22 protein-coding genes are annotated in these 26603 nt (G+C 46.5%); 12 read left to right on the top strand and 10 right to left on the bottom strand.

Features of this window, described 5'->3' with window-relative positions:
• Nucleotides 1–89: 89 nt before the first annotated feature.
• Nucleotides 90–1133: a lipoyl synthase gene (gene lipA / locus ACNFVB_RS05100; protein ID WP_192995664.1), complete on the top strand. Its 1044-nt coding sequence runs from the start codon at nt 90–92 to the stop codon at nt 1131–1133.
• A 300-nt stretch (nt 1134–1433) separates the two neighbouring features.
• On the opposite strand, the gene ACNFVB_RS05095 is transcribed toward lipA, so the two are convergent.
• The 3 genes from ACNFVB_RS05095 to ACNFVB_RS05085 are packed head-to-tail and all read right to left on the bottom strand — an operon-like array spanning nt 1434 to nt 5008.
• The gene (locus ACNFVB_RS05095) at nt 1434–3518 is read right to left on the bottom strand and encodes a TRAP transporter permease (protein ID WP_430738300.1); all 2085 of its coding nucleotides are present in this window, start codon (nt 3516–3518) and stop codon (nt 1434–1436) included.
• Nucleotides 3490–4014, bottom strand: a complete 525-nt coding sequence (locus tag ACNFVB_RS05090) for a DUF1850 domain-containing protein (RefSeq protein ID WP_430738299.1) — start codon at nt 4012–4014, stop codon at nt 3490–3492. Before ACNFVB_RS05090 ends, ACNFVB_RS05095 begins: the two co-directional genes overlap by 29 nt.
• Nucleotides 3995–5008, bottom strand: coding sequence for a TAXI family TRAP transporter solute-binding subunit (locus ACNFVB_RS05085; protein WP_192995668.1), 1014 nt, complete (start codon nt 5006–5008; stop codon nt 3995–3997). The genes ACNFVB_RS05090 and ACNFVB_RS05085 overlap by 20 nt, the downstream gene beginning before the upstream one ends.
• Before the next feature lie 398 nt (nt 5009–5406).
• Between ACNFVB_RS05085 and ACNFVB_RS05080 the strand changes: the two genes are divergently transcribed.
• From ACNFVB_RS05080 to ACNFVB_RS05050, 7 genes are all read left to right on the top strand, one after another.
• On the top strand, nt 5407–7170 hold the full coding sequence (locus tag ACNFVB_RS05080; RefSeq protein ID WP_430738298.1) for an amidohydrolase: 1764 nt from the start codon (nt 5407–5409) through the stop codon (nt 7168–7170).
• Nucleotides 7171–7283: 113 nt separating this feature from the next.
• Entirely contained in the window at nt 7284–8240 is a 957-nt protein-coding gene (locus ACNFVB_RS05075) for an alpha/beta fold hydrolase (RefSeq protein ID WP_430738297.1), read from the top strand.
• 185 nt (nt 8241–8425) lie between these two features.
• On the top strand, nt 8426–9247 hold the full coding sequence (gene dapD, locus ACNFVB_RS05070; RefSeq protein ID WP_430738296.1) for a 2,3,4,5-tetrahydropyridine-2,6-dicarboxylate N-succinyltransferase: 822 nt from the start codon (nt 8426–8428) through the stop codon (nt 9245–9247).
• A gap of 459 nt (nt 9248–9706) precedes the next feature.
• Nucleotides 9707–10438: a 7-carboxy-7-deazaguanine synthase QueE gene (gene queE, locus ACNFVB_RS05065; RefSeq protein ID WP_201585166.1), complete on the top strand. Its 732-nt coding sequence runs from the start codon at nt 9707–9709 to the stop codon at nt 10436–10438.
• A 120-nt stretch (nt 10439–10558) separates the two neighbouring features.
• Nucleotides 10559–11716: a multidrug resistance efflux transporter family protein gene (locus ACNFVB_RS05060; protein ID WP_430738295.1), complete on the top strand. Its 1158-nt coding sequence runs from the start codon at nt 10559–10561 to the stop codon at nt 11714–11716.
• Nucleotides 11717–11796: 80 nt separating this feature from the next.
• Complete coding sequence (locus ACNFVB_RS05055) at nt 11797–12432, top strand: trimeric intracellular cation channel family protein (protein WP_075101046.1); 636 nt, start codon at nt 11797–11799, stop codon at nt 12430–12432.
• A gap of 230 nt (nt 12433–12662) precedes the next feature.
• Nucleotides 12663–13328, top strand: a complete 666-nt coding sequence (locus tag ACNFVB_RS05050; protein ID WP_430738294.1) for a trimeric intracellular cation channel family protein — start codon at nt 12663–12665, stop codon at nt 13326–13328.
• Between the two features lie 70 nt (nt 13329–13398).
• On the opposite strand, the gene recJ is transcribed toward ACNFVB_RS05050, so the two are convergent.
• A complete protein-coding gene (gene recJ, locus ACNFVB_RS05045) occupies nt 13399–15150 on the bottom strand; it encodes a single-stranded-DNA-specific exonuclease RecJ (RefSeq protein WP_430738293.1) in 1752 nt (583 codons plus the stop codon).
• 343 nt (nt 15151–15493) lie between these two features.
• On the opposite strand from recJ, the gene ACNFVB_RS05040 reads away from it, so the two are divergent.
• The 3 genes from ACNFVB_RS05040 to ACNFVB_RS05030 all read left to right on the top strand — a co-directional run bounded on the left by ACNFVB_RS05040 (nt 15494) and on the right by ACNFVB_RS05030 (nt 18630).
• Entirely contained in the window at nt 15494–16009 is a 516-nt protein-coding gene (locus ACNFVB_RS05040) for a hypothetical protein (protein ID WP_198335485.1), read from the top strand.
• Between the two features lie 217 nt (nt 16010–16226).
• Entirely contained in the window at nt 16227–16634 is a 408-nt protein-coding gene (locus ACNFVB_RS05035) for a hypothetical protein (RefSeq protein WP_430738292.1), read from the top strand.
• A 301-nt stretch (nt 16635–16935) separates the two neighbouring features.
• Nucleotides 16936–18630 carry an alkaline phosphatase D family protein gene (locus ACNFVB_RS05030; protein WP_430738291.1) on the top strand — a complete coding sequence of 565 codons (1695 nt, stop codon included), beginning with the start codon at nt 16936–16938 and terminating at the stop codon, nt 18628–18630.
• 271 nt (nt 18631–18901) lie between these two features.
• On the opposite strand, the gene ACNFVB_RS05025 is transcribed toward ACNFVB_RS05030, so the two are convergent.
• The 3 genes from ACNFVB_RS05025 to uvrB all read right to left on the bottom strand — a co-directional run bounded on the left by ACNFVB_RS05025 (nt 18902) and on the right by uvrB (nt 22978).
• Nucleotides 18902–19276 (bottom strand): hypothetical protein, encoded by a 375-nt coding sequence (locus ACNFVB_RS05025; RefSeq protein ID WP_100749195.1) that lies wholly within the window; start codon nt 19274–19276, stop codon nt 18902–18904.
• Nucleotides 19277–19569: 293 nt separating this feature from the next.
• Nucleotides 19570–20622: a pyridoxal phosphate-dependent aminotransferase gene (locus tag ACNFVB_RS05020; protein WP_430738290.1), complete on the bottom strand. Its 1053-nt coding sequence runs from the start codon at nt 20620–20622 to the stop codon at nt 19570–19572.
• Nucleotides 20623–20866: 244 nt separating this feature from the next.
• On the bottom strand, nt 20867–22978 hold the full coding sequence (gene uvrB / locus ACNFVB_RS05015) for an excinuclease ABC subunit UvrB (protein WP_430738289.1): 2112 nt from the start codon (nt 22976–22978) through the stop codon (nt 20867–20869).
• Between the two features lie 459 nt (nt 22979–23437).
• Here uvrB and dps point away from each other — a divergent pair, with 459 nt between their 5' ends.
• Entirely contained in the window at nt 23438–23920 is a 483-nt protein-coding gene (gene dps / locus ACNFVB_RS05010; RefSeq protein ID WP_288995327.1) for a DNA starvation/stationary phase protection protein Dps, read from the top strand.
• A gap of 102 nt (nt 23921–24022) precedes the next feature.
• Here the strand turns inward: dps and ACNFVB_RS05005 are convergent, their stop codons facing one another.
• From ACNFVB_RS05005 to ACNFVB_RS04995, 3 genes are all read right to left on the bottom strand, one after another.
• The gene (locus tag ACNFVB_RS05005; protein WP_430738288.1) at nt 24023–25090 is read right to left on the bottom strand and encodes a cation diffusion facilitator family transporter; all 1068 of its coding nucleotides are present in this window, start codon (nt 25088–25090) and stop codon (nt 24023–24025) included.
• 141 nt (nt 25091–25231) lie between these two features.
• Nucleotides 25232–25801: an acyl-CoA thioesterase gene (locus tag ACNFVB_RS05000; protein WP_274632723.1), complete on the bottom strand. Its 570-nt coding sequence runs from the start codon at nt 25799–25801 to the stop codon at nt 25232–25234.
• A 166-nt stretch (nt 25802–25967) separates the two neighbouring features.
• Nucleotides 25968–26393, bottom strand: a complete 426-nt coding sequence (locus tag ACNFVB_RS04995) for a DUF2177 family protein (protein WP_430738287.1) — start codon at nt 26391–26393, stop codon at nt 25968–25970.
• Nucleotides 26394–26603: the final 210 nt, after the last annotated feature.

The following is a 26603-nucleotide window of genomic DNA, read 5'->3' as shown; positions in this document are numbered from 1 at the left end:
CAAATCCCTGCTATAATACCGACACTTATAAAACATTCTGATCATTCCATAAACCCTTATACTATAAAGGGTTAAGAGATAACTCTATTATGACGACTGCCGTACAAACCTATGTCCCTGCTGCCAAGGCCAAACCCAAAAAAGCAGTGCAAGGCGAAAAGCTACGTGGCTATGATAAAGTTGCCCGTATTCCCATTAAGGTCATCCCAACGGTCGAGGCCAAAAAAAAGCCTGACTGGATTCGGGTCAAGATGTCTTCCCCTGCGGAAGTCGCACGTATCAAAGCCACACTGCGCGAACAAAAGCTCTATACCGTCTGTGAAGAAGCTGCCTGCCCTAACCTACCGCAGTGCTTTGCCGATGGTACCGCGACCTTTATGATTATGGGCGATATCTGTACCCGTCGCTGTCCGTTCTGTGATGTGGGTCATGGTCGTCCAAATGCGCTTGATAAAGACGAGCCGCGCCACACTGCTGAGACCATTCAAGGCTTGGGTCTTAAATATGCGGTGATCACCTCTGTCGACCGCGATGATCTAAAGGACGGCGGCGCTGGGCATTTTGTAGAAGTATTGAACGAATCTCGTGCGCTAAGCCCAAACTGCTTGATCGAGATATTGGTGCCAGATTTCCGTGGTCGTATGGAGATTGCGCTTGATTTATTGACGGAAACCCCGCCAGATGTCTTTAACCATAATATCGAAACTGTGCCGCGTCTGTATAAAGCGTTTCGTCCAGGCTCTGATTATCAGCATTCGCTCGATTTGCTTAAACTGTACAAAGCGCGTCGTCCTGATATCGCCACCAAGTGCGGCTTTATGGTCGGTCTTGGTGAGACAGAAGAGGAGGTCTATGCGCTGCTTGATGACTTAAAAGCCCATGATGTCGATATGATTACTATCGGTCAGTATCTGCAGCCCAGTAAGGATCATGCGCCTGTTGATCGCTACGTGCATCCAGACGAGTTTCAGCGCTATATGGATTATGGCAAAAAGATTGGCTTCTTTAGCATTTGGGCAGGCCCGATGGTACGCTCCAGCTACTTTGCCGATCGTCAATACTACGGTGAAGACTGCCCTGCGCCAATCCGTAGTAAAAAAGCACTCGAGGCTGAGGGTAAACTTGGTTGTTAATGCCTGAATCAGGTTTGAGCAACCGTTGCCCTATGATTTTAATAGAAAAAGGGTGAGTAACAGATCTTGTTACTCACCCTTTTTTATTTTACAAATGAACCAATCTCTTAGGGTGTGTCCTCATTTTAAAAATGGCGATAAAAATGAGATAAATCGCTGTCAAACAAGGAAAATAGCGCAGATAATATTGAGATATTAGTCAGCTATTTGACACCGTTTGGCCAGATTTAGCCATTTTTAACCAATTTAAATGGCTATCGATTGAATTGAGGACACGCCCTAATATAGATACTTAACGCTTTAAACCGTTAAGGTCGGTGTGGGCTTTTCAGCGGTTTTTATGTTCCAAACAGCGATAATCAGCACGATAATCCCACCTACCAAGCCTGTGGTCAGTTCAGGATAAATCAGTAGTAACGCGCCGATGGCCAATATGCCACGCGTGAGTGGACTCATAGCGCCCCTAAAATAGCCCTCTAGCGCCGCCCCTAAAGCAATAACCCCTGTTACCGATGTCAATACCACTGTCACGATATCAAGGATAGGCGGCAGCGGAAAGTCTTTTGCCGTGACTGCCAGACCCGTGGGATCTATCATCAGCATCGTCGGACTATAAATAAACATAAACGGCACGATAAATCCGGCCAATGCCAGCTTCAACGACAAAAACCCTGTCTTCATCGGGTCACCACCAGATATACCCGCACCAGCAAAGGCTGCCAGACAGACAGGCGGCGTAATATTGGCAAAAATACCAAAATAAAACACAAACATATGCGCTGATAAAATAGGAATATCAAAACCTGCTAGTGCAGGCGCTGCCATCGTTGCGGTAATGATATACGCAGGAATAGACGGTAGCCCCATGCCGAGTACCATAGAGGCAAGCATGGTCAATATTAGGGTTAAGAATAACGACCCAGCTCCTAATGTCACGATGGATGATGTCATCACCGTCCCAAAGCTGGTTAAGCTGACAACGCCAATGATCACCCCGACGACCGCACAGGCCGCCATCACCGCCAGCGACTGGCGAGCACCATCTTCTAGTGCACCCAAAATGTCCGAAAACCCCATTCTGGTCTCTTTGCGTAGCATACTAATGGCAACCGTGAAGCCAATGGTATAGGCCGCGGCATAGCCGACGGGTACGTTTTCAATCAATAAATAAATCAAAAATACAATCGGTAGTAGCATATGACCGCGCGCTTTTAATACTTCTTTGACGGCGGGCAGGTTTTCTTTGGCGATGCCTTTTAGGTCGCGGCGACCCGCACGAAAATGCACTTGAGCAATAACGCCCAGATAGTAGAGCACTGCCGGCAATAAAGCCGCTAAAGCAATGGTGCTATAAGGTAGCCCTGTGGTCTCCGCCATGATAAAGGCACTGGCTCCCATAATCGGTGGCAATATCTGCCCACCAACTGATGCGCTGGCTTCTACTGCTCCCGAAAAGTCTTTGTGATAGCCGACTTTTTTCATCAACGGAATAGTAAACGCGCCGGTGCTGACAACGTTCGATAATGCTGAGCCGTTGATACTGCCCATAAAGCCGCTTGAGATGACTGCAACCTTGGCAGGGCCGCCTTTTTTATCCCCAGCAATAGCCAATGCCAAATCATTAAACAGCTGACCCATACCAGAGCGCGCCAAAAACGCGCCAAATAAGATGAACAAAAAGATAAACGTCACCGACGCGCCAATCGCCACAGAATACAGACCTTCCGTTTTTAAAAACAACTGACCAAAGATATCGCCCATATCATAAGGACGCGTGAGCAATCGATCAGGCATAAAATCTAGATGGCTGACAAATGGATAAGCCAAAAATATCGATGCCAAGATCGGCAAAATCCAACCGGTGATACGGCGACTGCCCTCTAACACACAAATGACGGTGATAATAGAAAATATCACATCGACCGGATTGGCCATACCACCACGTGAGGTCACGATGTCTTGATACTCGTATATCAGATAAGCCATGCCAGACAATGATAGTAAGAACCAAATCCAGTCATACCAAGCGACGTGCTTGCGGCTACTTTTTTTACTCGCAGGAAATATCAGAAATATCAGGGCAAAACCAACGCCGACGTGTACAGAGCGCTGCAATAGTGCTGGCATTGGGTTGAAGGTGATATACAAGTGAAAGATAGAATATAAAATGCAAATTCCAGCGATAAAATACTTAACTGGACCTTGAGTGATGTGACGGGTGATCGACTCTCGATCATACTTTTCTAATATGGCCTGATTATGAGCTTGCGCGTCAAGCTCGGCATCTACATTGGTAGCAGCATGGGTACTGGCATGGATGGGCAGATCAGCATGATTGGCTGACATCGTGGTTACATTATCGTGATCCGTCACTTGCGAGTTCATGACAAAAGTCCTTTTGTAATCTGTCAATTAAATGATACGTCTTGGGCGTAACCGTTACTTCAGAATAATCTGGCGCCCACTCATGAATCAAAAGCCGATGGTCGGCATAATTTAGCTCACCCTTGGTCAATCTAGACACTACCCAATTAAGACTAGGAAGTGTTTCGTTGATTTGATAACCCAAATAGCCAGGTTTTTGTATGGGGGCCAGCGCTTCAGTCGACGGCGTACCTGCACCAAACGCTTCAAAATAGGTGGTGGTCAACAGCAGACCGTCGTCTGTACGCTGATACTGCTCCTCCCACCACTGCTTTTCTACAGAATGGATCCAGCGCAGCTCAAAGTTTGGCTCAGTAAAATAACAGGTGGTGCCATCGACTTGCACTTCGACAACGGGCTGCTGGGATACGCTGGCCCATAGCACAAAAAAAACTAGCGCAGCCATCAGTGCCGCGCTAGTTAATAACCATAAGTGTTTACTTGGCTGCTTGCTCATCGTAGTACTTTTTAGCGCCAGGATGGATTGGGGCTACCATACCAGTGTTGGCAGACTCTAAGCTGATATCATTGGCTGCTTGATGCGCGGTTTTTAGGCCGTCCAAATTATCAAACAAAGCTTTAGTCAGCTTATAACCATCGTCTTCAGATAAATCCGAACGCACCAACAACGCATTCATAATCGCGGCCGTCGGTATCGCGGCATCGTTGCCGTAAGTACCCGCTGGTATCTCAAAGGTTTTAAAGTACGGTTTGGTGGCGATGATCTCATTCAACTTGTCTTGATCGATAGTGACCAGCTGCAAATCTAAGCCCTGCTCTAGCTCCATCAATGACGAGTTTGGTAGACCACTACTAAAGAACGCCGCTTCGATTTTGCCAGCCTTCATACCATCAGCCGCTTCAGCAAAGCCTAAATAGTCAACGGTGATATCATCATAAGTAATACCAAAACCTTCTAATAGGGTGCGCGCATTCACCTCTGTGCCTGAACCTTGATCGCCAACCGCAATACGCTTACCACGCAAATCTTCGATATTTTTGATACCAGACTGTTGCGACGTCACGATTTGCACAACATTGGGGTATAACACAGCGATCTGCTGAATATTGTCAATTGGCTGCTCAAAGTTATTTTTGCCGTCGACGGCATCGGTGACGACATCGCTCAGCGCCAATACCATATCTACCTTGCCTTGGGTTAATAAATTGACGTTTTCAACTGATGCGCCTGTGGTCTGCGTCTTTGAGTTGACCCCAAAGGTTTTGGCATAAACCTCAGACAATGCTGTACCAATAATATTATAAGGGCCAGATGCGCCGCCTGTGGCGATGGTGACAAACTTTGTGTCCAGCTTATCGTCTGCAGTGGCACTACTTTCTGCCGCTGCATTGTCTGTGTTTTCTGAGCTTGGAGAAGAGCACGCGGTTAGGCCTAAAACAGCACTTAACATCGCTGATAAAAGCAAAGGAGATTTTGAAGAGTTGAGCATGGCATTCATCCTTGAAATGTTTTATACGTTTGTCTAAACGCATAGTCTTTAAAAATAGATACGTTACAGACCTGTAATACTATAGCAATTCTTATGATAAATAAACTGCCTGCACCGACGCAAACAGATACTGCGCAAAATGCTTTCCTGTCTTACTGCATTTCTTTTATAGTGGATCAACTATAATTTAGTTGCTTATTCCATATCAGCATTAATGCATACTCTAGGTGCTACTGGCTCCCACAGGATAGAAAAGCAACAAATCGCCCAAGGATATTGACCGCATTTGGCATTATAGTTAGATTAGTTAGATTGGTTAGATTGGTTCTATCGGTATCCTTTGGCAAAGCGCACAGTACGTTTATCACTCATGAGAAAAGATAAGACTAGGGAAGAAAATGAGCACACATCGATTTATAAGACCGGTCTTATTAGGCATGGGCCTACTGGGCATGATCGGCTGTGCAGCAAATCTGACAGCAGACAATCAAGACAGCGCGGTGGCGGTACAAACAGCGACCAGTCAAGCAACCATCTATTATAACGGCAATATTATTACCATGGAGGGTGACCAGCCGCAACTGGCGCAAGCATTGGTTACCCAAAACGGTAAGATTGCTTATGTTGGCAGCTTAAAACACGCGCAAAACAACTATAAAAACGCCGCGACCGTCGATTTGCAACATCAGACGCTGCTGCCAGGATTTATCGATCCGCACAGTCATTTTGGCTTGGTGTCCAACACTATGGGACAGGTGGATCTGAGCGCGCCGCCGATTGGTAAGATAGACAATATCGATAAAATGCTGCTAGCGTTAAAGGCTTATAAAAAAGACAATAGTATCGCTGATGGCGAGTGGATATTTGGCTGGGGTTATGATGAGTCTCAGCTCACTGAGGATCGCCATCCGACCAAAGAAGAGATTGATAGCGTTTTGCCAAACAATCCAGTGTATTTGCAGCATACCAGTGGTCATATGGGGGTTGCCAACTCCAGTGCGCTGGCTGCTATGGACATCACTGCCGATAGCCAGTCACCTGAAGGTGGTAATATCGCCCGAGTCAAAGGCTCAAACGAGCCAAATGGTTTGCTACAAGAGACAGCGATGTATCCGCTTATGTATCAACTACTTAAGACGCTTGAGCCCAAGCAAGCGCAGTTTTTTGATCAAACCCAAGACTACTACGCCAAGTACGGCGTGACCACAGCGCAAGACGGCTCTACTACCCGTGATGCTATTCAGTTTTTTCAAAAACAAGCCGATAATGGTAAGCTAAAAATCGACTTGGTCTCCTTGGCAGGGGTTAGTGATTTGGACGAAAACTTGGCCGATAAAGACTTTAAATGGCAAACCTATCAAAACGGTTTTAAGGTTCAAGGCACCAAAATCATCGCCGACGGCTCCCCGCAAGGCAAGACCGCCTACTTTACCCAGCCCTATCTGACGCCTGTACCAGACTGCGAGAGCGACTGCCGCGGCTTGCCGAGTATCAGCCAAGAGAAGATGAATGAGATTTTTGTCAAAGCCTATAAAAATGACAATCAGTTATTTATTCATAATAATGGTGACGCGGCCACTGATATGATCCTCAAAGCGCATGAATATGCGGTCAAACAAACGGGGCAAGCCGCTGATAAAGACCGCCGTATCGTGCCGATTCATACGCAGTTTGCGCGGCCAGACCAGCTAGCGGCGTTTAAAAAGTACAATATGGTGCCGTCATTTTTTACTAACCACGCTTACTTTTGGGGCGATGTCCATATCAAAAACTTGGGCGAAAAACGCGCCAATTCCTTAAGCCCTCTTGCTACAGTTGATAAAATGGGCATCCCTTATACCAATCACTCCGACGACACTGTCACGCCAGTCAATCCGCTGTTTTCTGTTTGGACAGCGGTCAATCGCACCTCACGTACAGGTCAAGTCATCGGTGCTGATGAACGCATCACGCCGTACCAAGCTCTCAAGGCCATCACCAGCAACGCGGCGTATCAGTATTTTGAAGAAGGCACCAAAGGCACACTGGCTCCTGGTAAACTCGCGGATTTGGTGATTTTAGATAACAACCCACTGACCATAAAACCAGCCGATATCCGCAATATTAAAGTAGTAAAAACCATCAAAGAAGGCAACACTATTTATCAGCGTCCAGTACAATAGCAGCCAAATGATATGGCCCATGCACGATATCAGGCAGCTTATATCGTGCGATTTGCCCTCTATGTTTATGACAACCATGCGCCCCGTATTTTATCGAATCATAGGAGTTTTTTATGAGTAGTAGCACCGATAGCAGTCACGAGCAGATTTTGTCCTCAGACAATATCCACCATCTGCATCATACGTTTTTTGTGCCAAGCGATACGCAAACCCATATCAAGGCCACCCTACTCGTCGTACACGGTATGGCCGAGCATAGTGGCCGCTATGTAGATTTTGCACAGTTTTTGGCCGATCACGGTATCGCCGTCGCCACTTATGACCATTTAGGCCATGGTAAAACCGTCAAAACCCAAGCGGACTTAGGTTTTTTCGCTGACGAGCATCCTATGCAGTCATTGCTAAAAGACGTCATCGTGATGGCAGATCAGCTACAAGCGCGTCATCCGGAGGTGCCACACTTTGTCATGGGGCACTCAATGGGCTCCTTTATCGTCCGCAATGTCCTCAAACATCATGCTCATCGCTTTGCAGGTGCTATCTTGATGGGCAGTGCAGATGCCAACCCCTTGACCAAAGTGCTGGTACCTGCCAATAAACTCTTGGCAAAAGTCGCCCCAAAAACCCCAAATCCTGTATTTGCCACAGTCATGAATAAAGTACTCAATAGCAAGCTAAAGAACCGCCAATCAGACTCTGAGTTTGCTTGGTTAAGTCAAAACCCTGAAGCCATCGCAGACTATGAGGCTGATCCATTGACAGGCTTTGATTTTACCAATAACGGCTTCATGACGCTGTTTTGTTTGATGGAAACGGGGCTGAATAAACACTGGGCCGCTACCATTCCCAAGGACTTTCCGATGCTCTTTATCAGCGGCGAGGACGACCCTATCGGCAATATGGGTCGCGGCATTCGTCGCATCGTCACCCGCTTAAACCAGCAAAACTTTAGCAACGTCGATATCCAGCTTTATCCAAATATGCGTCATGAGCCACTACATGAACTTGAAAAACAGAGGGTTTATCAAGACATCTTGGACTGGATAAATAGTCATATCAACACTATATAGCAGCAACTACTCTCAAGCTATAGAGTCACTATGCAATCGAGCGAATCTGTCTGAAGTGTCATTGCCAAATTGAGCTGACTAAAAGCCCGTGATTTGCTAAAACCTATAAAATTGGCGACAATACCAGCAGCAAGTGATAGCTCTGTCTTTATCGTACTTTAGAATATTAACTTTTAGGAATTTTTATGTCATTACAACAAACCATCGAACAAGCTTTTGAAAATCGTAACGAGTACAGCCCAGCCAATATGCCACAAGATGTTCGTGAAGCTATCGAGCAAGTGCTTGAGCAATTAGATAACGGTAGCCTGCGCGTAGCGGAAAAAAAGGACGGCGAATGGGTCGTCAATCAGTGGGCAAAAAAAGCAGTACTACTGTCATTTCGCCTAAACGACAACTACGTACAAGCCGCTGGCGACCATGTGCAGTTTTATGACAAAGTACCGACCAAATTTGCTGACTGGACCGAAGCGCAGTTTAAAGAAGCAGGCGTACGCGTCGTGCCACCAGCAGTCGCTCGTAAAGGCTCATATGTCGCGGCAGGCGCGGTGCTGATGCCGTCATACGTCAATATCGGCGCTTATGTTGATCAAGGCGCGATGGTTGATACATGGGCGACGGTCGGCTCATGTGCCCAAATCGGCAAAAATGTGCATCTCTCAGGCGGCGTCGGTATCGGCGGCGTGCTTGAGCCACTACAAGCCAACCCGACTATTATCGAAGACAACTGCTTTATCGGTGCGCGCTCTGAGATCGTCGAAGGCGTTATCGTTGAGGAAGGCGCGGTCATCTCCATGGGCGTGTATATCGGTCAATCAACGCGCATTTATGACCGAGAAACGGGCGAGATTCATCGCGGCCGTGTCCCTGCAGGTTCAGTCGTCGTACCAGGTAGCTTGCCATCAGAAGACGGCAGCCATAGCCTCTATGCCGCCATCATCGTCAAAAAGGTCGATGCACAGACGCGCGCAAAAACAGCGGTCAATGAGCTGCTACGCTTAGACTAATCTGTTCGCGTATACGTTGGTTTTTGTACCAAACCGTTTTTAGGGCGTGTCCTCGATTCAATCGATAGCCATCTAAATGGGCTAAATCTGGTCAAATGGTGTCAAATAGCTGACTAATATCTCGATATTACTTGCGCTATCTTCCTTGTTTGACGGCGATTTATCTCATTTTTATCGCCATTTTTAAAATGAGGACACGCCCTAGTAAAATAGCTTTATATACAGATGCTGGAGCACGGCTTCAGCATCTTTTTTTATATTTTAATTTTTTATGTATTAGCCGCAGCGTAATACCATTGGTTACGTTATAATTCACCGTGATTTTTTGCGCTATCCTCGCATAAAGCGGCCGCAGCTACGACCTGACTTTCTGCACAAGCTTATCGCCGAGCGCTTTATCAACCTATCGCCTTATCAGCTCTTAATTGTCGTTGAAACTATATTGTATTTGAAACCATTATGAACCAGTCGCCGTTACGCACCGCCGCCATCCCTGTCACCGACCCGAGCGCAGGTCTGCGTTTGACAGAGATTTTTTACTCGCTACAAGGTGAGGCGCTGACCTCAGGCTTGCCGACCATATTTGTCCGCTTAACCGGCTGTCCGCTCAGATGCGTCTACTGCGATACTGAGTATGCCTTTACAGGTGGCGAGCGTCAGTCATTAGATGCCATCATAGCGACGATCAAAACCTATCCGTGCAAGCGGATTTGTCTGACGGGCGGTGAGCCATTGGCGCAGCCCAATGCCATCGAGCTGATGCAACGCCTGCTCAGCGACGGCTATGAGATTTCCCTTGAGACGGCAGGGGCGCTGAGTGTCAAAGACGTACCAGCGGCGGTCAGCAAAGTCATGGATCTCAAAACCCCAAGCTCAGGCGAAGCTGATAAAAACCTTTGGTCAAATCTTGACCACTTAACCCAACATGATCAGATTAAGTTTGTCATTATGAACCGCACTGACTATGACTGGGCAAAAACCACACTCATTGAGCATCAGCTGGATAAACGCGTCGGCACGGTTTGGTTTTCGCCGATGTTTACTGTTGCAGATGATATCGATGACGCGGTCAGTCCAGAGGTGCCTGTGCTTGCCCGCGAGCTTGCCGAATGGATACTGACCGACGCCCTGCCCGTGCGCTTTCAGCTGCAATTGCACAAAATCATTTGGGCAGATGCCAAAGGTAAATAGTGAAAAGGCAAATAACGATAGGACATCGCCTCGGCCTTATCATAAACAGCTAAACAGCTGTATCAAGAGCACAAGAAAAACGGTATAAATCGCTCACACGACACATAAATAAGGATAAGGATGATCAAGCTAATACTACTGGGCTTAGTGGCGGGCGCGTTTTTTAGCTCGACATTTATTTTAAATGAGATGATGAGCGCGGCAGGCGGTCACTGGTTTTGGTCGGCGAGTCTGCGCTATGTCTTTATGTGGCTGATAATCACCGGCATCATCTTGTTTCAGCAAGGGATGGGGCGCCTCAAAGCTTTGACAGCGGTCTTTTTTCAGCACTGGGTTTTTTGGTGCCTCACAGGCAGTATTGGCTTTGGGCTGTTTTATGCAGGTATCTGCTATGCCGCCGATCATGTGGCAGGCTGGGTGGTCGCGGCGACCTTTATGTTTACCGTCGTGACCAGCTTATTGGTGCTGATGGTCTTTGGCCAGCGTTTTGATAAAAAATTCATCCTTTATGCCCTTTTAGTGTTTGTTGGCGTGGTGATGGTCAATGTCAGTGAGGGCTTGCACGCCGCTGCACTTGCCGACACTGATATTGCCCATGCCGTCCCTATGGCACAGATGCTGCTCTATGGGGCACTGCCCGCCCTTATTGCCGCCTTTAGCTACCCGATTGGCAATCAGTTGGTCTGGCAAGTCACTCATAACTCCCGCACGCCAGCGTTACCCGCTGACTTGGCAGATCAGTCGCACGCCATATCTGGCATTGCCGACACCCATGACGAGCCACTCATCTCTGAAGCTTATGATCTGCCGCCTACTTTATATGACACTGGTACCAGCACCGCTCTAAATGCTCTGCCTGCCGCCGCACCTGCGCCGTCACTACTGCAAACTCTGATCCATCGTATTCCCTCGATTGAGACTACCTTACTACACAATACCTTTAACAAAGTTTGGCTAATGACTGTGGGGAGTTTGCCATTTTGGCTGCTTTTGGGCATGATAGTGCGACCCGAGCTGCCCGAAAGCACACAAGTGTTCAATACATTGCTGGTGGCTTTGTTGGCCGGGGTGGCGGCTACTACTATATTTTTGTACGCGCGCGGTCAGGCGGTGACCTCAAGCGAAGTGGCTGGCGTCGATGCCACCCAAGCCAGTGAGGTGATATTTGCCCTTATCGGTGGGATATTATTACTGGGTAACTCGGTACCTTCAGCGATGGGTTTGCTCGGTATTGGTTTGATCATTATCGGGCTGATATTTTTTGCTAAAGACGGTTAACCACAAAGCAAGCTTTTATTTATTATTGAATATAATTAACTATCTACCATAAAGAGCCGTCAGCATGGAAAAACATAACAATGGTTAATGACTTGATTTTTCCTGATATTTTATTATATCTGCTAGATATGGTTGGGGTGATTGCTTGCGCTATCGCCGGCACCTTACTGGCTCAGCATAAAGGCTTTGATATCGCCGGTTGTATCTTAGTCTCTATGGTGAATGCGATTGGCGGTGGTACACTACGTGATATGGCGCTTGATCGTCATCCGCTGTTTTGGATGACGGATCTCAATTATGTGATTGTTATCACGCTGACCTCGCTTATTTTACAGATATTTTTTCACCTTTATCATAAGATTGATAATGCGCTAAAGCTCTTTGATGCTATTGGCTTGGCCGCATTTAGTGTCATTGGTTTTAAGGTGGCGCTCACGCAAGATATGTCACCGATCATTGCGATTATGATGGGGGTTTGGACCGCGATTATCGGTGGGCTATTACGTGATATTATCTGTAATGAGATACCGCTTGTGCTACAGCGTGAGATTTATATCACGGCCAGCATCATAGGCTCTACGACCTATCTACTTCTGCAGTATTTGGGGGTCGATGCTGGCATCAATGAATTTATTATGCTGTTTGTGATTTTTGCTGTTCGGATGTTGGCACTGAGGTTTGACTGGCATCTGCCGTCTATTCGCCTAGTTGATTGACGACTATAGTCGATTCTAAATAAAATATAACGGGGAACTGGTATAAATTTTTTTGGCGTGCTGTGCCTACGCCGATAGATGCTGCGTAAAATTCATCCCAGTCCCACTGTATCGTTTTTATACTGAACTCACTATCATTAATATCAGATTGTCAGATTGATTGTAGATAGCCTTTATCCTTTTATACCGATTCGACCCGCTGCCCCATCATCACCTAATGAGACTTGCGCATGTTGACCATCGCATTAGACCCTGCTGCTCTGATCACCACGTTTGATCCGCGCTCGCTGATATATCTGTTTGATATGATCGGTATCGTCGCTTGTAGCGTCTCAGGTACGATACTGGCCAAGCACAAAAACTTCGATGTCTTTGGTTGTCTGCTGGTGTCTATTGTTACTGCCATCGGTGGCGGTACGGTACGTGATGTCATTTTAGACCGTCATCCGCTGTTTTGGATGGTCGATATGAGCTACTTGACCGTCATTACCTTGTCTTCACTGGTGATGCAGATATTTTTTCATCCAAACTCCAGACGCGTCGATACGTTTCTCAAACTCTCAGACACCATCGGCTTATCAGCCTTTACCCTCATCGGCATCAAAGTCGCAGACAGTATGGACGCCAACGTGCCAGTGGCGTTACTCCTAGGGGTGATTACCATTGTGGTCGGCGGTATTATCCGCGATATGATCTGCAATGAGATACCGCTGGTTTTGCAGCAAGAGATTTATATCACCGCAGCTTTGGCAGGCGGTATTCTCTACTTTGCGCTGCACAATCTCGGCGTGACGCCTTGGGTGGCTGACGTCTCAGCGATGAGTACGATTTTTATTTTGCGCATGCTGGCGATACGTTATGATTGGCAGTTTCCGACCATAGAATGGCGATATTAATCACACGGCGCTGGCACGCGGGTCTCAATGCTAAGCAGTCAAAGCACTGGCGGTAAAAGCGCTTTACGCGCTACGCCGCTGCTACCACTGCCAAGTCTTTGATCATGAGTTGTAAGCTTTGTTTGCCGTTCCACTCGTTGATATCGAGCTCAAACAATACATGCACTTGCTGGGCGCGATAATCCCACGCCGCGCTATCAAAGTTAAAATAAATGGCATCAATCGGATACTGCACGTCGGGATAGCGCAGTGATAGCTTTAAGTGCTTGTCTTTTAAAACCTTAAAGCTTAATACCTCAAACACCCCATCAAATATCGGCGGTGCAAAGCCATGACCCCAGATATTGGCATCTGCCAAATGCTCGGCAAACCATAAGCTAAAGTCGCTGGCCTGCAGTGGCCCATCGGTGAGTTTTTGCTCAGCAAACACCTCGTCATCTATCTCTGCCATGACCTCATTGAACGCCGCCACAAACCCGTCAAAGTGACGACGCTTGATCGTCAAGCCAGCCGCCATCGCATGGCCACCAAAGTGGCTGATCAAGTCAAGATAGCGCTCAGCGACCAGCTCAATGGCATCACGAATATGCACGCCTGCAATCGACCGCGCAGAGCCTTTGATCGCATCATCGTCTCCGGTACACGCTTTATCTGCTGGCGCAAAGACAATGCTGGGCAGATAATGCGTTTCTTTTAATCGTCCAGCGACGATACCGATGACGCCTTGGTGCCAATCGTCTTGATACAAAATAATACTGCGCTTATCGGTGCTACTGGCTGTGCCTGCTAGCGTTTGTACGATATTGTCCGCCTGCGCCCGCATCTCGCCTTCTACCTGACGGCGCGTACGGTTTAGCTGTTCTAGCTCTTGCGCCAAACGCTGCGCGGTGTGCCAGTCTTCGGTCAACAAGCACTCAATGCCGATACGCATGTTGTCCATACGCCCAGCAGCGTTGATACGTGGGCCTAAGACAAACCCAAAGTCCTGCGCGTGCAGCTGCTTTGGATCGCGGCCTGCTTGCTCGAGGAGCGCCAAGATACCCATACAGCAGCGCCCTTGACGAATGGCAGTTAGCCCATGATGCACCAAGATACGGTTGTTTTTGTCCAGTACGCCAACATCGGCAATCGTGCCAAGCGCCACCAAATCTAAATACTGGCTGACTTGTACAGTGGACTTACCAGCTGTACGGCGTCGTTTTGCCAAGCGGCCCAGCACATAAAACGCCACGCCAACCCCCACTAATGCTTTGCTGGCAAAGTGACAGTCGAGCTGATTGGGATTAACCACCGCTTCAGCTGGCGGGGTCGCTTTGGTGGTCAAGTGATGGTCGGTGATAATCACCGTAATGCCGTCGGCTTGCGCACGGGCGACACCTTCATGACTGGAGATACCATTATCCACCGTCACGATCATATCTGGCTGATAAGTCTCAATCCCCAGCTCTACAATCTCAGGCGTCAGCCCATAGCCATATTTAAAGCGATCCGGCACCAAAAAATCCACCACCGCGCCCATCTTAGTGAGTACACGCATCATCAGCGCCGTGCTGGTCGCGCCATCACAATCAAAGTCGCCGACGATCAAAATCCGCTGACCTTTATCAATAGCAGCATCTAACAGATCCACAGCTTTGGTGACACCATGCAGCTGCTCAGCGGGCAGTAGCCCAGAGAGACTGATCTCCAGCTGCTCAGGATTGGTGATGCCGCGACCAGCGTATAGTCGGGCAAGCGTCGGTGACTGGGCGGCAAGAGGCTGTAAGGCGGCGGGCAACTCGTCGATGCGAGTGCTGGTATAACGAGGGGTTAAATTTAGCATGACGGTATTCTACTGGCTTTCATGCAGGGTCACAATGCCAATTTATAGCGGTCAGGTTTATTCTTTACGATTGCTTTTGACTTCTTAAAACACTTGTTTAAAACACTTTGTCAGCCTTCAGCAGATCATACAGTGCTTGCGCTCCATGTCTGCGCACACCTCTGGCTTAGGCTAAATTTACAAAAACGGTGCACAGTGACTGTAATTTTCTGCATTTTGCTACAAAGCGATGATTGTATGCTACCGATAAATCCATAAAATAGATGTCAATCAATATATTTTCACCATGAGTGATATAAAAACCCTATTTTCCATTATCTAAAAAAACGTACAAGGACCTTTTATGAAAACCACACCAGTCGCTGAAAAACTCCCTAACACCATCGATCCCAATCTTGATCTCGATAAAGTCAAACAAGAATGTCTTGGTTTGGTCAAAAAACGTGCCAGAGTCTCAGCTGGTGTCGCCATCGTACCTGTGCCGTTTTTTGATGTGGCAGTCGATGCAGGCATGTTGACCCAGCTCATCCCTGAGATCAGTGAGCGCTTTGGCTTGATCGAAGACCGTGAATCAGCGATTGACTTGGAGTCACGCGAAGTGCACTGGAGCGCGATTAGGGACCGTACGGTTGACTTTGCAGGTTTGATGGCGACGCGCGGTCTCGTCAAAAAAACCATTCAAGGTTTTGGTGGTCGTATCGCCGCCAAGCAAGTGACCAAATTTATCCCGTTGGGTGGGCAGTTGGTGGCTGCAACGATGGGCTATACCATTTTTAAGAAAATCGCCACCGATCATATCAACGAATGCTATAAGTTGGCCAAAGACATTCAGCAAAAGCAGCACGGTAAAAACGTCTAATATCGGCGTTACTAAATAAAAGAACTAAATAAAAAAGATACGTTGCATCAGTTCGCTAGACTGGAATTGACTTACTTCAATCTCGCTTTGATGCTCTGCGCGATCTTAAAACGCCAGCGAAGACCAAAATAAATGGCCTTCGCTGGTTTTTTTGTGTGCTTTTTTAGGGCTATCGTGGCACCATGTTTATCTCTATAACCATACCAAGGAGTATTGTGTGAAAAAACACGAGCCTACAAAAAAAATACTGGCATCTACTGCCTTACTGACTGCGCTTGCCTTGGGCGGCTGCACCACCACAGGCAGCGTCAATAATGACGCTGGCACTGCCATTGGTGCCGCCAATGAGATCGGTATGAATGTGTTTCGCGCAGCCATCGACAACCAATGTCGCAGCCAAATCGAAAAACAAAATGCGTGGCGTATCGCTAGCGTTGCCATGACCGAGACACAGCAAGAAACCATAAAAAGCAATGTCTGTGGCTGCGTCAGTGAGCAAGCCCCGCAGCAAGTCAGCCTCGTTGAGCTGGGCAACGCGGCCATCGATCCCAGCTACCGCACGCAGCTGGTTACCCGAGTCGTCGCAAAATCACTGCAGAGCTGCTATGCAAGTTTTATGAAATAATCAGACTGTCATGGAATGCGATTTACTCAAGCATACCTCCCATTAGTCAAAATCCTTTATCAGTATAGTTAGCTGAATGTAAAACTGTTATGGATTTAAACGCGCTACTGGTATAAATTTTACTTGCGTGCTACGTTCCCAGAGGCTGCGCAAAATTCATCCCAGTAGCGCTATGACATTTTTAGAATGTATCGACTATAGATATAACGCCAATAGGCAGGTTAACGATTGCGTCACGCTGTCTATTACGATAGATTATCAGTCAATGGACTTTACTTTTGTATCAGATCAAGGATGAAGGATGAAAAGACGTGATTTTATAAAAATAGGCGGTCAAGCGACCGTGGCGGGGACTCTATTGACGCAGCTGAGCGCCTGCTCATCAGACGATGACGAGCGCCCCGTGGTGGCACTAGACGATGTCGATGACTTGGGTTACCAAGGTGCCCAGCCCTTTGTACATGGCGTCGCAAGTGGCGACCCACTACAAGATAGGGTGATACTGTGGACCCGTATCACCAATGATGGCAGTATTGATGCCACCAGCATTCCTGTCGGCTATAAGGTCGCCACAGACCCTGATCTGACCAATATCGTCGCCCAAGGTCGCGCCATTGCCACCGCCGCCTCTGACTTTACTATCAAAGTCGATCCCACCTCCCTTCAGCCTGATACCACGTATTATTATGCTTTTGAAGCCTTGGGCTATCTTTCGCCTACTGGCCGTACCCGTACCATTCCGCCGTCTGATATGGCAGCGAGCGAGATAGAGCGTGTGCGCTTGGCAGTGGTGTCTTGCTCTAATTATGGCTATGGTTATTTTAACGGTTATGCCGATATCGCTAAGCAAGCGGATATCTCGGCAGTCCTGCATTTGGGCGATTACATTTACGAGTATCCAGAAGGTTTTTATCGCGACAACGATTTGAAAGACGAGCGACCAATTTTCCCTGAGAATGAAATTATCAGCTTAAAAGATTATCGCCTGCGTTACGCTTGTTATCGTACTGACATTGACCTACAAGAGTGTCATCGCCAGCATCCTTTTATCGCGGTTTGGGACGATCATGAAATCGCTGATAACTCATGGAAAGGGGGCGCACGCTTTCATAACGACAGCAAAGGCAGCTATTTAGAGCGCAAAATGGCGGCTGTCCGTGCGTATCATGAGTGGATGCCCATTCGGGACGATAAGAGCAATGCGCTTGACAGCCAGCTACGTATTTATCGGCGTTTTGAGTTTGGTAAATTGTTTGATTTAAACATGCTCGACACGCGCATCTTTGGCCGCGAAAAGCTCGATGCGGCCGCCAGTCAGGAGCCAGAACGCCAGCTATTGGGGCTTGAGCAAGAAAACTGGCTCTATCTGAATATGTCTGAGAGCAAACGCCGTGGCGCCACATGGCAGATATTGGGTCAGCAAGTGATTTTGTCTCCTTTTAAAGGCGCTTTTGCCAGCAGCTCAGGTGACATCTGGAACGGCTATGCCAGTGCGCGCGATCGCCTATTAGACTATATTGACAATAACGACATCAAAAACACCGTCGTGTTGACGGGGGACTATCACGCCTCTTTTGCCTTTGATGTCGCCAAAAACCCTTTTGATAGCGACAGCTATAATCCAGCAACTGGTGCAGGCGCGCTGGCGGTTGAGTTTGTTTGCCCCGCCCTCACCTCACTTGCCTTTACTGAGCCAAATACAGGCCCCGACGTCAACCCGCACCAAAAGTTTAACAACCAAACCGACCACGGCTATATGCTACTAGACATCACCGAGCAGGCGTTTCAATGTGAATGGTACTATACCGATACCCTTACCGTCCGTGATAGTAGCACCCAGTTTGCCAAAGGATTGATCACACAATCACGCGCCCATCATTTAGTTGATGCAGCCCAATCTCGCCCTATCAGCAATGTGGCTGCCCTAGCCGCGGCGGACAAGGCCGTATCCGTCAAAAAGACGACAACAAACCCTGCAGCGATGAGCGAGGCATAAATCTTTAGCGCCCACTGAACTATTGAACGACAGTGAGTTCAGTATTTCAGTATAAAAACGAAACAGCGAGACTGGGATGAGTTTTATGCAACATCGAGCGGTGCAGACACAGCACGCCAAAAAATTTATACCAGTGCCGCCTTGATATAAACAGCAAAAGGGTGCGTTAGCTGACGCACCCTTTTACTGTTTGTGGTTTTTCAGTATATTTAGCAATCCTATACTTATAGCGACTTTCAACTTATCTGCTGCATTCGCTGTTCACTAATGACTACTTATCAGTCGCCGCAGAGCTGCTAGGCAAAGCCGCCGTCGTTGGCAATACTTTACTGCGGCGAAAATACTTGGATGAGCTATCGATGATTTTATCGACTTCTTTGATCAAATCATGAATCACATCATCATAAACACCGTGATGTAACTCGGTCTCAAATGCGGTAAAGGGATGCTTGCGCGCAGCTGAGCTGACCTCTGTCACACCCTGCTTACTATAAAAAATATCGACACGGCCATCACTGTTTAGCACGCAATTTAACTGACCGCCTTCGAGCATCATCTCGACGCGCTCGGGCATAAAAATATAATCATCCACATCAATAAGCTTTTTTTCTACTTCTCGCTTAAAAAACGACTTGATATCAAACATACATCCATCCTTTATTCTTAATAGCTTTTACTGGTGCGTGTCCTTATTTAAAAATGCTGATATTGCCAATACTATTGGCATCAACTTTATAGGGATTCAACCATACGATCGCACGCCTGCCCCTGCCGTTATACTTATCTTTATGACGAGCGCTCAATACTGGTTTTTATTCATCGGGTGGCTAGAGCGTGCTTGATTTCTTTATCCTATAAGAGACACGGCTGTTTTTTAAGGCGGGATATGTAAAACTGCGTTTGATGTTGGTAAAAGTGGATGGCTTATTTGGTTCCTTATCACACCCAGCCTTTTTTGCGAAACGACTTTAGCACTTTGATAAATACTGCCATCTCATCAGGCGTGCCCAGCGTTACGCGGTTGAACCCCGTGACAGGTGGAAAATCGCGACCGACCTTGATGCCACTGTCTCGCATTCTAGCGATGTAGGTTTTTAAATCACCTTTGATTTCATGAAAAATAAAATTGGTCTGGGATGGTAAGTAGCGAAGTTCAAGCTCGTCCAATACTGTTTCAATCATCTGGCGCGACTGATTGGTCGTGCGCAAACTGAGCTCTAAAAATTCTGCATCATTTAATGTCGCAATGGCAGCGACCGCACCTGATAAGTTGGTGTTATCCATAGACATAAATGCTTCGACAGCTTCAATAGCTTGCGGGTTAGAAATCGCATAGCCCACTCGCATACCAGCCAAGGCACATAACTTTGAGAAAGTATGAATCACAATAAGGTTGTCTGATAGCCCTTGTTTTACCCACTCAACCCCACTCTCAAAGCCTGGGTCATTCACGTATTCTAAGTAGGCTTGATCTAATAAAAAGTAGTGGTTGTCTGGTGCGTTACCTATCCATGTTTTAAGCTGGTTCGTTGATGTAATGGTTCCGGTTGGATTATTAGGATTACAAACATATAACAAGCTAATACCGTTAAACTCGTCGGCCGCTTTTTGTAGTCTTTGAAGATCTAAATCATAGTTTTCGGCAGTTAATGGTATCTTGACTACGGATGCCCCAATGGAGTTTGCATACATTTCTGCACAATCAAACGTTGGTACAGGGATTACCATCTGAAACTCTCGGCCCTCCATAAATGCTTTATGTTGCAGCATCTGAATGGTAGCTCGCATATTTTCAGTCGAGCCATTGCCCAATGAGATTTGGTTTTCTGCCACGCCGTGAATACTGGCAACTTTGCTTATGAGTGCAGCACGTACATTATCTGGATAACGAAAACCTTCACTTAAAGACTCTGTAACGGCTTTTTTGGCAGAATCCGACATGCCTAGCGAGTTTTCGTTCGCATTTAACTCTATCATTTTATTATTTTTCATGATGGACGATACGCCTAACTGTCAGTGGAGAATAAGATCACATTTAATCATTGATCTCATATTAAGTGGCATTTCGTATGATTACAAGTTTTCCAAAACCAAAATATAAGTTATTAATTGTATTCGGCAAAATCCCTATTTTTTCAAACATTTAGCAGATTATAAAAAAGGTGAGCTACAAATATGCAGCTCACCTTTTAACAGTTAAATACAAAGAGATGTTAATGACAATATAAGTAATTTATTAGATCAGATGTGCTTTTAGCTCTAAGACTTTGTCACGTGTTTTTGCGGCTTCCTCAAACTTGAGATCGCGAGACAGCTGCTGCATCTGCTTCTCTAAACGTTTGATTTCTTTGGCCAGCAAATCAGGGCTACGCAAGATACTGATATCGACATCCGGCAGATTGCTCTTAACTGGAATCGCTTGATTGTCGTTGGCATCAAGCTCTTCACCCGTATCAATTTTATCAGTGACACTACGGCGCGCGCCTCTTGGCGTGATGTTATGCTCCACATTAAAGGCAATTTGCTTTTCGCGGCGGCGCTCGGTCTCCTCTATCGCCTTCTCCATACTTGGCGTCATACGATCGGCGTAAAGAATCGCTTTACCATTTAAGTGGCGCGCGGCGCGGCCAATGGTCTGAATTAAAGATCTCTCAGAGCGCAAAAAGCCTTCTTTATCGGCATCAAATATCGCCACCAATGACACTTCTGGCATATCGAGCCCTTCACGCAGCAGGTTAATGCCGACGAGTACATCATGGACACCTGTACGCAGCTCGTGAATGATTTGCATACGCTCAACGGTATCGATGTCGGAGTGCAAATAGGCCACCTTGATATTGTATTCTTTGAGATAGCTGGTGAGATCTTCCGCCATGCGTTTGGTCAAAGTGGTAATCAATACGCGCTCATCCAGCTCGCGGCGTTTGGTAATCTCTGAGAGCACATCATCGACCTGGGTCAATACAGGGCGTATCTCAATCTCAGGATCAATCAAGCCTGTTGGTCGCACCACTTGCTCGACGACTTGCTCGCTGTGCTCAAGCTCGTATTGCGCCGGGGTCGCACTAACATAAATGGTCTTGGGCTTGATGCGCTCCCACTCTTCAAACTTCATCGGCCGATTATTCATCGCGCTTGGCAGACGAAAACCATAGTTCACCAAGTTTTCCTTGCGTGATCTATCGCCTTTATACATCGCGCCGACCTGCGAGACCGTCACATGCGACTCATCGATAAACAGCAGCGCATCTTCTGGAATATAATCAAACAACGTCGGCGGCGCCTCACCCCAAGGACGACCAGAGAGATGCTGCGAGTAGTTTTCGATACCATTACAGTAGCCGAGCTGCTGAATCATCTCTAGATCATACTGCGTGCGCTCTTTGAGGCGCTGCGCTTCAATCAGTTTATTATTATCACGAAAGTACTCAAGACGCGGCTCAAGCTCAGCACGAATAGTCTCGATGGCGGCCTCAAGGCGATTACGCGGTGTCACATAATGCGACTTGGGATAAATGGTAATCCGTGGTACACTGCGCACGGTTTTGCCTGTCAAAGGATCAAACCATGTGATCTTTTCGACCTCGTCATCAAACAGATGAATACGTACTGCAAGCTGCTCAGACTCTGCAGGGTAGATATCCAAAAGCTCACCGCGCAGACGATACGTACCACGGCCAAAATCCAGCTCGTTGCGGGTATATTGCATCTCGACCAGACGTTTGATGGTCGCGGTACGATCGATCTTGTCACCGACCACAACGTGCAAGAGCATTTTCAGATAACTCTCCGGATCGCCCAGACCGTAAATACAAGAGACGGATGCGACGATAATAGCATCCCGGCGCTCAAGCAATGCCCGCGTTGCCGACAGACGCATCTGGTCGATATGATCATTAATAGCGCTGTCTTTTTCGATAAAGGTATCACTTGCTGCGACATAAGCTTCGGGCTGATAATAGTCATAATAGCTGACAAAATACTCAACAGCGTTATTCGGAAAAAAGGCTTTAAACTCGCCATATAACTGCGCCGCCAAAGTTTTATTATGCGCCATGATAATCGTTGGGCGCTGGCACTCGCTAATCACCTTAGCCATCGTATAAGTCTTACCCGAACCCGTCACGCCAAGCAGCAGCTGCTCATCCATTCCTTTATTGACACCATTGACCAATTTCTCAATCGCCTGCGGTTGATCGCCTGCAGGCTCAAAGTCGGTGACCATCTCAAAGGCGCGGCTCGATATTTGCGTCCCTGACGCATTGACACCACTGATCTCAGCTTCGCCTTGTAGCTGAGCGGCTAATTGATTTAACTGGCGCGACGAGCGCGGTTCAGGCATACGCATATTAGCTTTCTTCTTTTTTAAGTTTACAATTATGTGGGGGCTTTATGCCTGTTTTTAAAGGTTATTTGCTGGCCTTGATGCTAGTAATTTGGTGTTAATTACAGACCATAATCACTGACTATCAAAGCTGATATTCAGCTATCAGTTATGAGTGAGTATTGATAAGAAGCTCATTAAGATACTTCGTTAAATCAAAAGCTGCTGCCTCATTTAGGTAATCAAAGATTATAATTAAGCTTGTTTTAGCTATTATATTTACAAAGATTTTCATGTTTAACAAAGCCATTACATGACCACCTAATAAAGCCTAACGCTCATGGGTTCCCTACCTCTAATAAGCTGTTATAATTAGTACCGAAAGTTGATAAGAAAACGCTGACTAAGAGCTTTAAACTAAGCGTCTAAAAATTTAGTCGGTCATTAGATAACAATTAAATATAATCAAAAATGGAGTAATCTATGAGAGAACGTTATGCAAGTGGTATCAATGATGATACTGCTAAGAAAATGGTGGATTTGCTAAATGCCAATTTGGCCAACCTGATTGATCTAAGCATGGACAGCAAACAGTGCCATTGGAACTTACAAGGTACGGGATTTATCGGCGTGCATCAGTTACTAGACGAGACCTATGAGCGCCTGACAGAAGCTTATGATACTGTCGCTGAACGTATTGTCATCTTGGGCGGTAAAGCCAACGGCATCTCAAAACGGGTGGTTGAGGACTCGATTTTAGAGACGTATCCCACCGATATCACGGAGGTCGATGAACACGTGCGCGAGCTGACCAATCGTTATAAAACTATTGCAGCTTCACTACGTGAAGGTATCGATACGGCTGGTGATGCAGGCGATGAAGATACTGCGGACTTATTAACCGAAATAAGCCGTACTATCGATAAAGATGCTTGGTTCATCGGTGCTAATGCACCTAAGAAGTAATCTTTTTATCACTGTTATTTGCTAAGTTATAGAATACGAAAAAATCGCCTAGATGGCGATTTTTTTGGTTTGATACTTTTTTTGGTTTGGTACTAGGGTTATTTAGCTTCGCACTGGATCTGGAGAGCTTTTATATGGCGCTATGGTTTTGGCATTAGGCGCAGATAGCGTCAGGATGGCCTCTTGAAATATCTTATTGGCACGAAACTGGCTCTCGATGCTCTCAAAGATCTGCGCTATACTCTCTTCTCTTTGATTACCTTTGACATCTACAGCCGCTACCATAAATATCTTTTTTGGTCCCACCCATTCTAAATGTAAGTAAGAAACGCTATCGACTCCTTCATGTCTCAAAAGCTCGCTTAATATATAATCATGCATACTATCTGAAACTTTATACCCCACCAAAAAGTCGCGATTACGACTGATCAAAAATATCGCTACAGCGCCCAATAACACGCCCACGATAATAGAACCTAACGCATCCCAAAAAGCCTGCCCGGTATAGACGTGCATGCCCATTGCCGCTGCCGCGATAACTAGACCAGTAACCGCCGCTAAGTCCTCAAAAAACACCCCGCGCAAAGTGGGGTTAGAGGTCTCAACCACATAACCAATAGCGCTAACCTCGATAGCCTGACCTTGCTTTTTACTTTGCAAATAAGCTTGCACTAACGAGAAGCCCTCAAGTACAAAAGCCACTGCCAAAATAATAAAAGCAATCGTATAATTGGTCTCAGCTTCTGGTGCATTCCATTCGGTAATACCTGTATAAATAGAGACAATGGAGCCTGCCATAAACACGCCAAAAGCCGCTATCATCGACCACACATAGGCTTCTTTACCATAGCCTAACGGATGACTTTTATCCGCAGGTTTGACGGCTTTTTTCTCAGCGACTAATAAAAAAACACCATTGCCCGTATCCGCCCATGAGTGCGCCGCCTCCGCTACCATAGACGCCGAGCCGGTGATAAAAGCGGCAACGGACTTAGCGATAGCGATCAAAAAGTTAGCGCCAATAGCAATCAAAACCGTAATCACCGAGCTGGACTTTTTATCTTTATTATCAGGATCTGGTTCAGGCTTTTGCGCGTTTGGTTTATGACGCGTCAGCTCTGAACTACCTAAGTGTAATTGCGGGTTGGCGACGGAGGGTTTTAGACTCATAAAAAACTCTAAAATATGGGTTAAAAGTTTAAAGGCTAAACATAATTATTATCTAGACTAAAATAAATTAACCGTTATTGTTTTACAGTAGCCCATCCGTTAACTGATGGTAACTTTTGACGATGTTACTTATATACTGGGTTACTTAGATTCTGGGTTGGTCTGCGTATTTTCAGCTGTGCGGGTCAACTCTCCGACTTCTTTATTGATATCACAACTAGGACGATGTGCGCTTTGCATACGCATCTCTTTTCGCTCTAATGCTGCATCAGCGCGGCATTGTTGGCTCTCGTTTTTGATCTCTAGCGGCGGCACAGGCGTTGGCTTACCATTGTCGTCGATCGCGACCATAGTAAAGTAGCAGCTATTGGTATGGCGGATCGTCCGCGCGCGTACATCTTCAGCTTCGACTCTGATACCGACCTCCATTGAGGTGGTACCGACGTAATTAACACTAGCAGCAAAAGTGACGAGCTCGCCGACATAGATAGGCTCACGGAACATCACCTGATCGACCGATAGCGTGACAACGTAGCTACCACTGTAGCGACTGGCGCAGGCATAAGCGACCTGATCGAGCATTTTGAGCAAGTCACCACCGTGGACATTACCGATGAAGTTGGCCATGTCTGGGGTCATCAGTATCGACATATAAAGTTCGTGGTTTAAAGGGGCTTTTTTGGCGGTGGAGCTGGTGTTGAACTGAGCCATAGTGATCCTTAGTTACTGTGCAGAAGTCATTGTGAAAGTGTCATTGTGGTTTGTTGTGCAAAGTTTATTTGTCATTTATACAGTAGGCGATTGTTTAGTGCAAATCGATAAAACCAAAAAAACGGCTTAACCTAAGTTAAACCGCCGTTATTAATTACTCAAAAAATTAAGCTGTAGCCGCTTTATTTAGCCAGCGAAAACGATATGCTAACCAAGCTGTACCCGCACTGACTGAACCAGTTAAAAAACCGCCCCAAGTAAAATCTACCAAAGCAGTATCTAGCGTATAGCCTTTATATAGAGCCAAATTGGTAAAGTCATAAGTACCGTATGCCATTAAGCCAAGTAAGCCACCTAATAAGAAAATATGCCCGATAGAAGCTTCTGCTTTTATTTGCGGATAAAGAACAATAATACATAAAGCTAGGATATAGAACATATAAAACACAGCCGCCGCCATCATATTCGGCTCATTCGCTAAAAGATGACCGATACGCTCCTCATAAAACAGCCCTTTCATCGTTGACAGCCAGACAAAATCCACGCCCAAAAACATAGCAACAGCAACGAGATAAACAAACGTATAGCCCATAATAATATCCTTTTATCATACTACACATAGATTTTCACTGCCCCTATGTCTAGCCTATTTTATTTGCGTAATCTATTAGACTTACTACCATGCTTTAACTTTACTTCAATATAACGTCTTTAGGTTTAGTAATCGTTATGGCTTTAGGTAACTTAATTGTAAAGCGTATCAATTGTGAGTATCTATAATTTATAAAGCTTTTATAAAGAT

This window comes from Psychrobacter sp. VH5 (assembly GCF_050572635.1).
GTDB lineage: Bacteria > Pseudomonadota > Gammaproteobacteria > Pseudomonadales > Moraxellaceae > Psychrobacter > Psychrobacter celer.
This window is presented reverse-complemented; position numbering and strand designations above follow the sequence as displayed.

What these genes read in the sequence shown, in the direction of transcription:
- ACNFVB_RS05030 (WP_430738291.1), top strand. Translation starts at nt 16,936, where the DNA reads ATGAAAAGACGTGATTTTATAAAAATAGGCGGTCAAGCGACCGTGGCG.
- ACNFVB_RS05020 (WP_430738290.1), bottom strand. Translation starts at nt 20,622, where the DNA reads ATGAAAAATAATAAAATGATAGAGTTAAATGCGAACGAAAACTCGCTA.
- ACNFVB_RS05055 (WP_075101046.1), top strand. Translation starts at nt 11,797, where the DNA reads ATGGTTAATGACTTGATTTTTCCTGATATTTTATTATATCTGCTAGAT.
- ACNFVB_RS05000 (WP_274632723.1), bottom strand. Translation starts at nt 25,801, where the DNA reads ATGGCTCAGTTCAACACCAGCTCCACCGCCAAAAAAGCCCCTTTAAAC.
- ACNFVB_RS05025 (WP_100749195.1), bottom strand. Translation starts at nt 19,276, where the DNA reads ATGTTTGATATCAAGTCGTTTTTTAAGCGAGAAGTAGAAAAAAAGCTT.
- ACNFVB_RS05005 (WP_430738288.1), bottom strand. Translation starts at nt 25,090, where the DNA reads ATGAGTCTAAAACCCTCCGTCGCCAACCCGCAATTACACTTAGGTAGT.
- queE (WP_201585166.1), top strand. Translation starts at nt 9,707, where the DNA reads ATGAACCAGTCGCCGTTACGCACCGCCGCCATCCCTGTCACCGACCCG.
- ACNFVB_RS05085 (WP_192995668.1), bottom strand. Translation starts at nt 5,008, where the DNA reads ATGCTCAACTCTTCAAAATCTCCTTTGCTTTTATCAGCGATGTTAAGT.
- ACNFVB_RS04995 (WP_430738287.1), bottom strand. Translation starts at nt 26,393, where the DNA reads ATGGGCTATACGTTTGTTTATCTCGTTGCTGTTGCTATGTTTTTGGGC.
- ACNFVB_RS05060 (WP_430738295.1), top strand. Translation starts at nt 10,559, where the DNA reads ATGATCAAGCTAATACTACTGGGCTTAGTGGCGGGCGCGTTTTTTAGC.
- dps (WP_288995327.1), top strand. Translation starts at nt 23,438, where the DNA reads ATGAGAGAACGTTATGCAAGTGGTATCAATGATGATACTGCTAAGAAA.
- ACNFVB_RS05050 (WP_430738294.1), top strand. Translation starts at nt 12,663, where the DNA reads ATGTTGACCATCGCATTAGACCCTGCTGCTCTGATCACCACGTTTGAT.
- recJ (WP_430738293.1), bottom strand. Translation starts at nt 15,150, where the DNA reads ATGCTAAATTTAACCCCTCGTTATACCAGCACTCGCATCGACGAGTTG.
- ACNFVB_RS05080 (WP_430738298.1), top strand. Translation starts at nt 5,407, where the DNA reads ATGAGCACACATCGATTTATAAGACCGGTCTTATTAGGCATGGGCCTA.
- ACNFVB_RS05075 (WP_430738297.1), top strand. Translation starts at nt 7,284, where the DNA reads ATGAGTAGTAGCACCGATAGCAGTCACGAGCAGATTTTGTCCTCAGAC.
- ACNFVB_RS05095 (WP_430738300.1), bottom strand. Translation starts at nt 3,518, where the DNA reads ATGAACTCGCAAGTGACGGATCACGATAATGTAACCACGATGTCAGCC.
- ACNFVB_RS05090 (WP_430738299.1), bottom strand. Translation starts at nt 4,014, where the DNA reads ATGAGCAAGCAGCCAAGTAAACACTTATGGTTATTAACTAGCGCGGCA.
- uvrB (WP_430738289.1), bottom strand. Translation starts at nt 22,978, where the DNA reads ATGCGTATGCCTGAACCGCGCTCGTCGCGCCAGTTAAATCAATTAGCC.
- dapD (WP_430738296.1), top strand. Translation starts at nt 8,426, where the DNA reads ATGTCATTACAACAAACCATCGAACAAGCTTTTGAAAATCGTAACGAG.
- lipA (WP_192995664.1), top strand. Translation starts at nt 90, where the DNA reads ATGACGACTGCCGTACAAACCTATGTCCCTGCTGCCAAGGCCAAACCC.
- ACNFVB_RS05040 (WP_198335485.1), top strand. Translation starts at nt 15,494, where the DNA reads ATGAAAACCACACCAGTCGCTGAAAAACTCCCTAACACCATCGATCCC.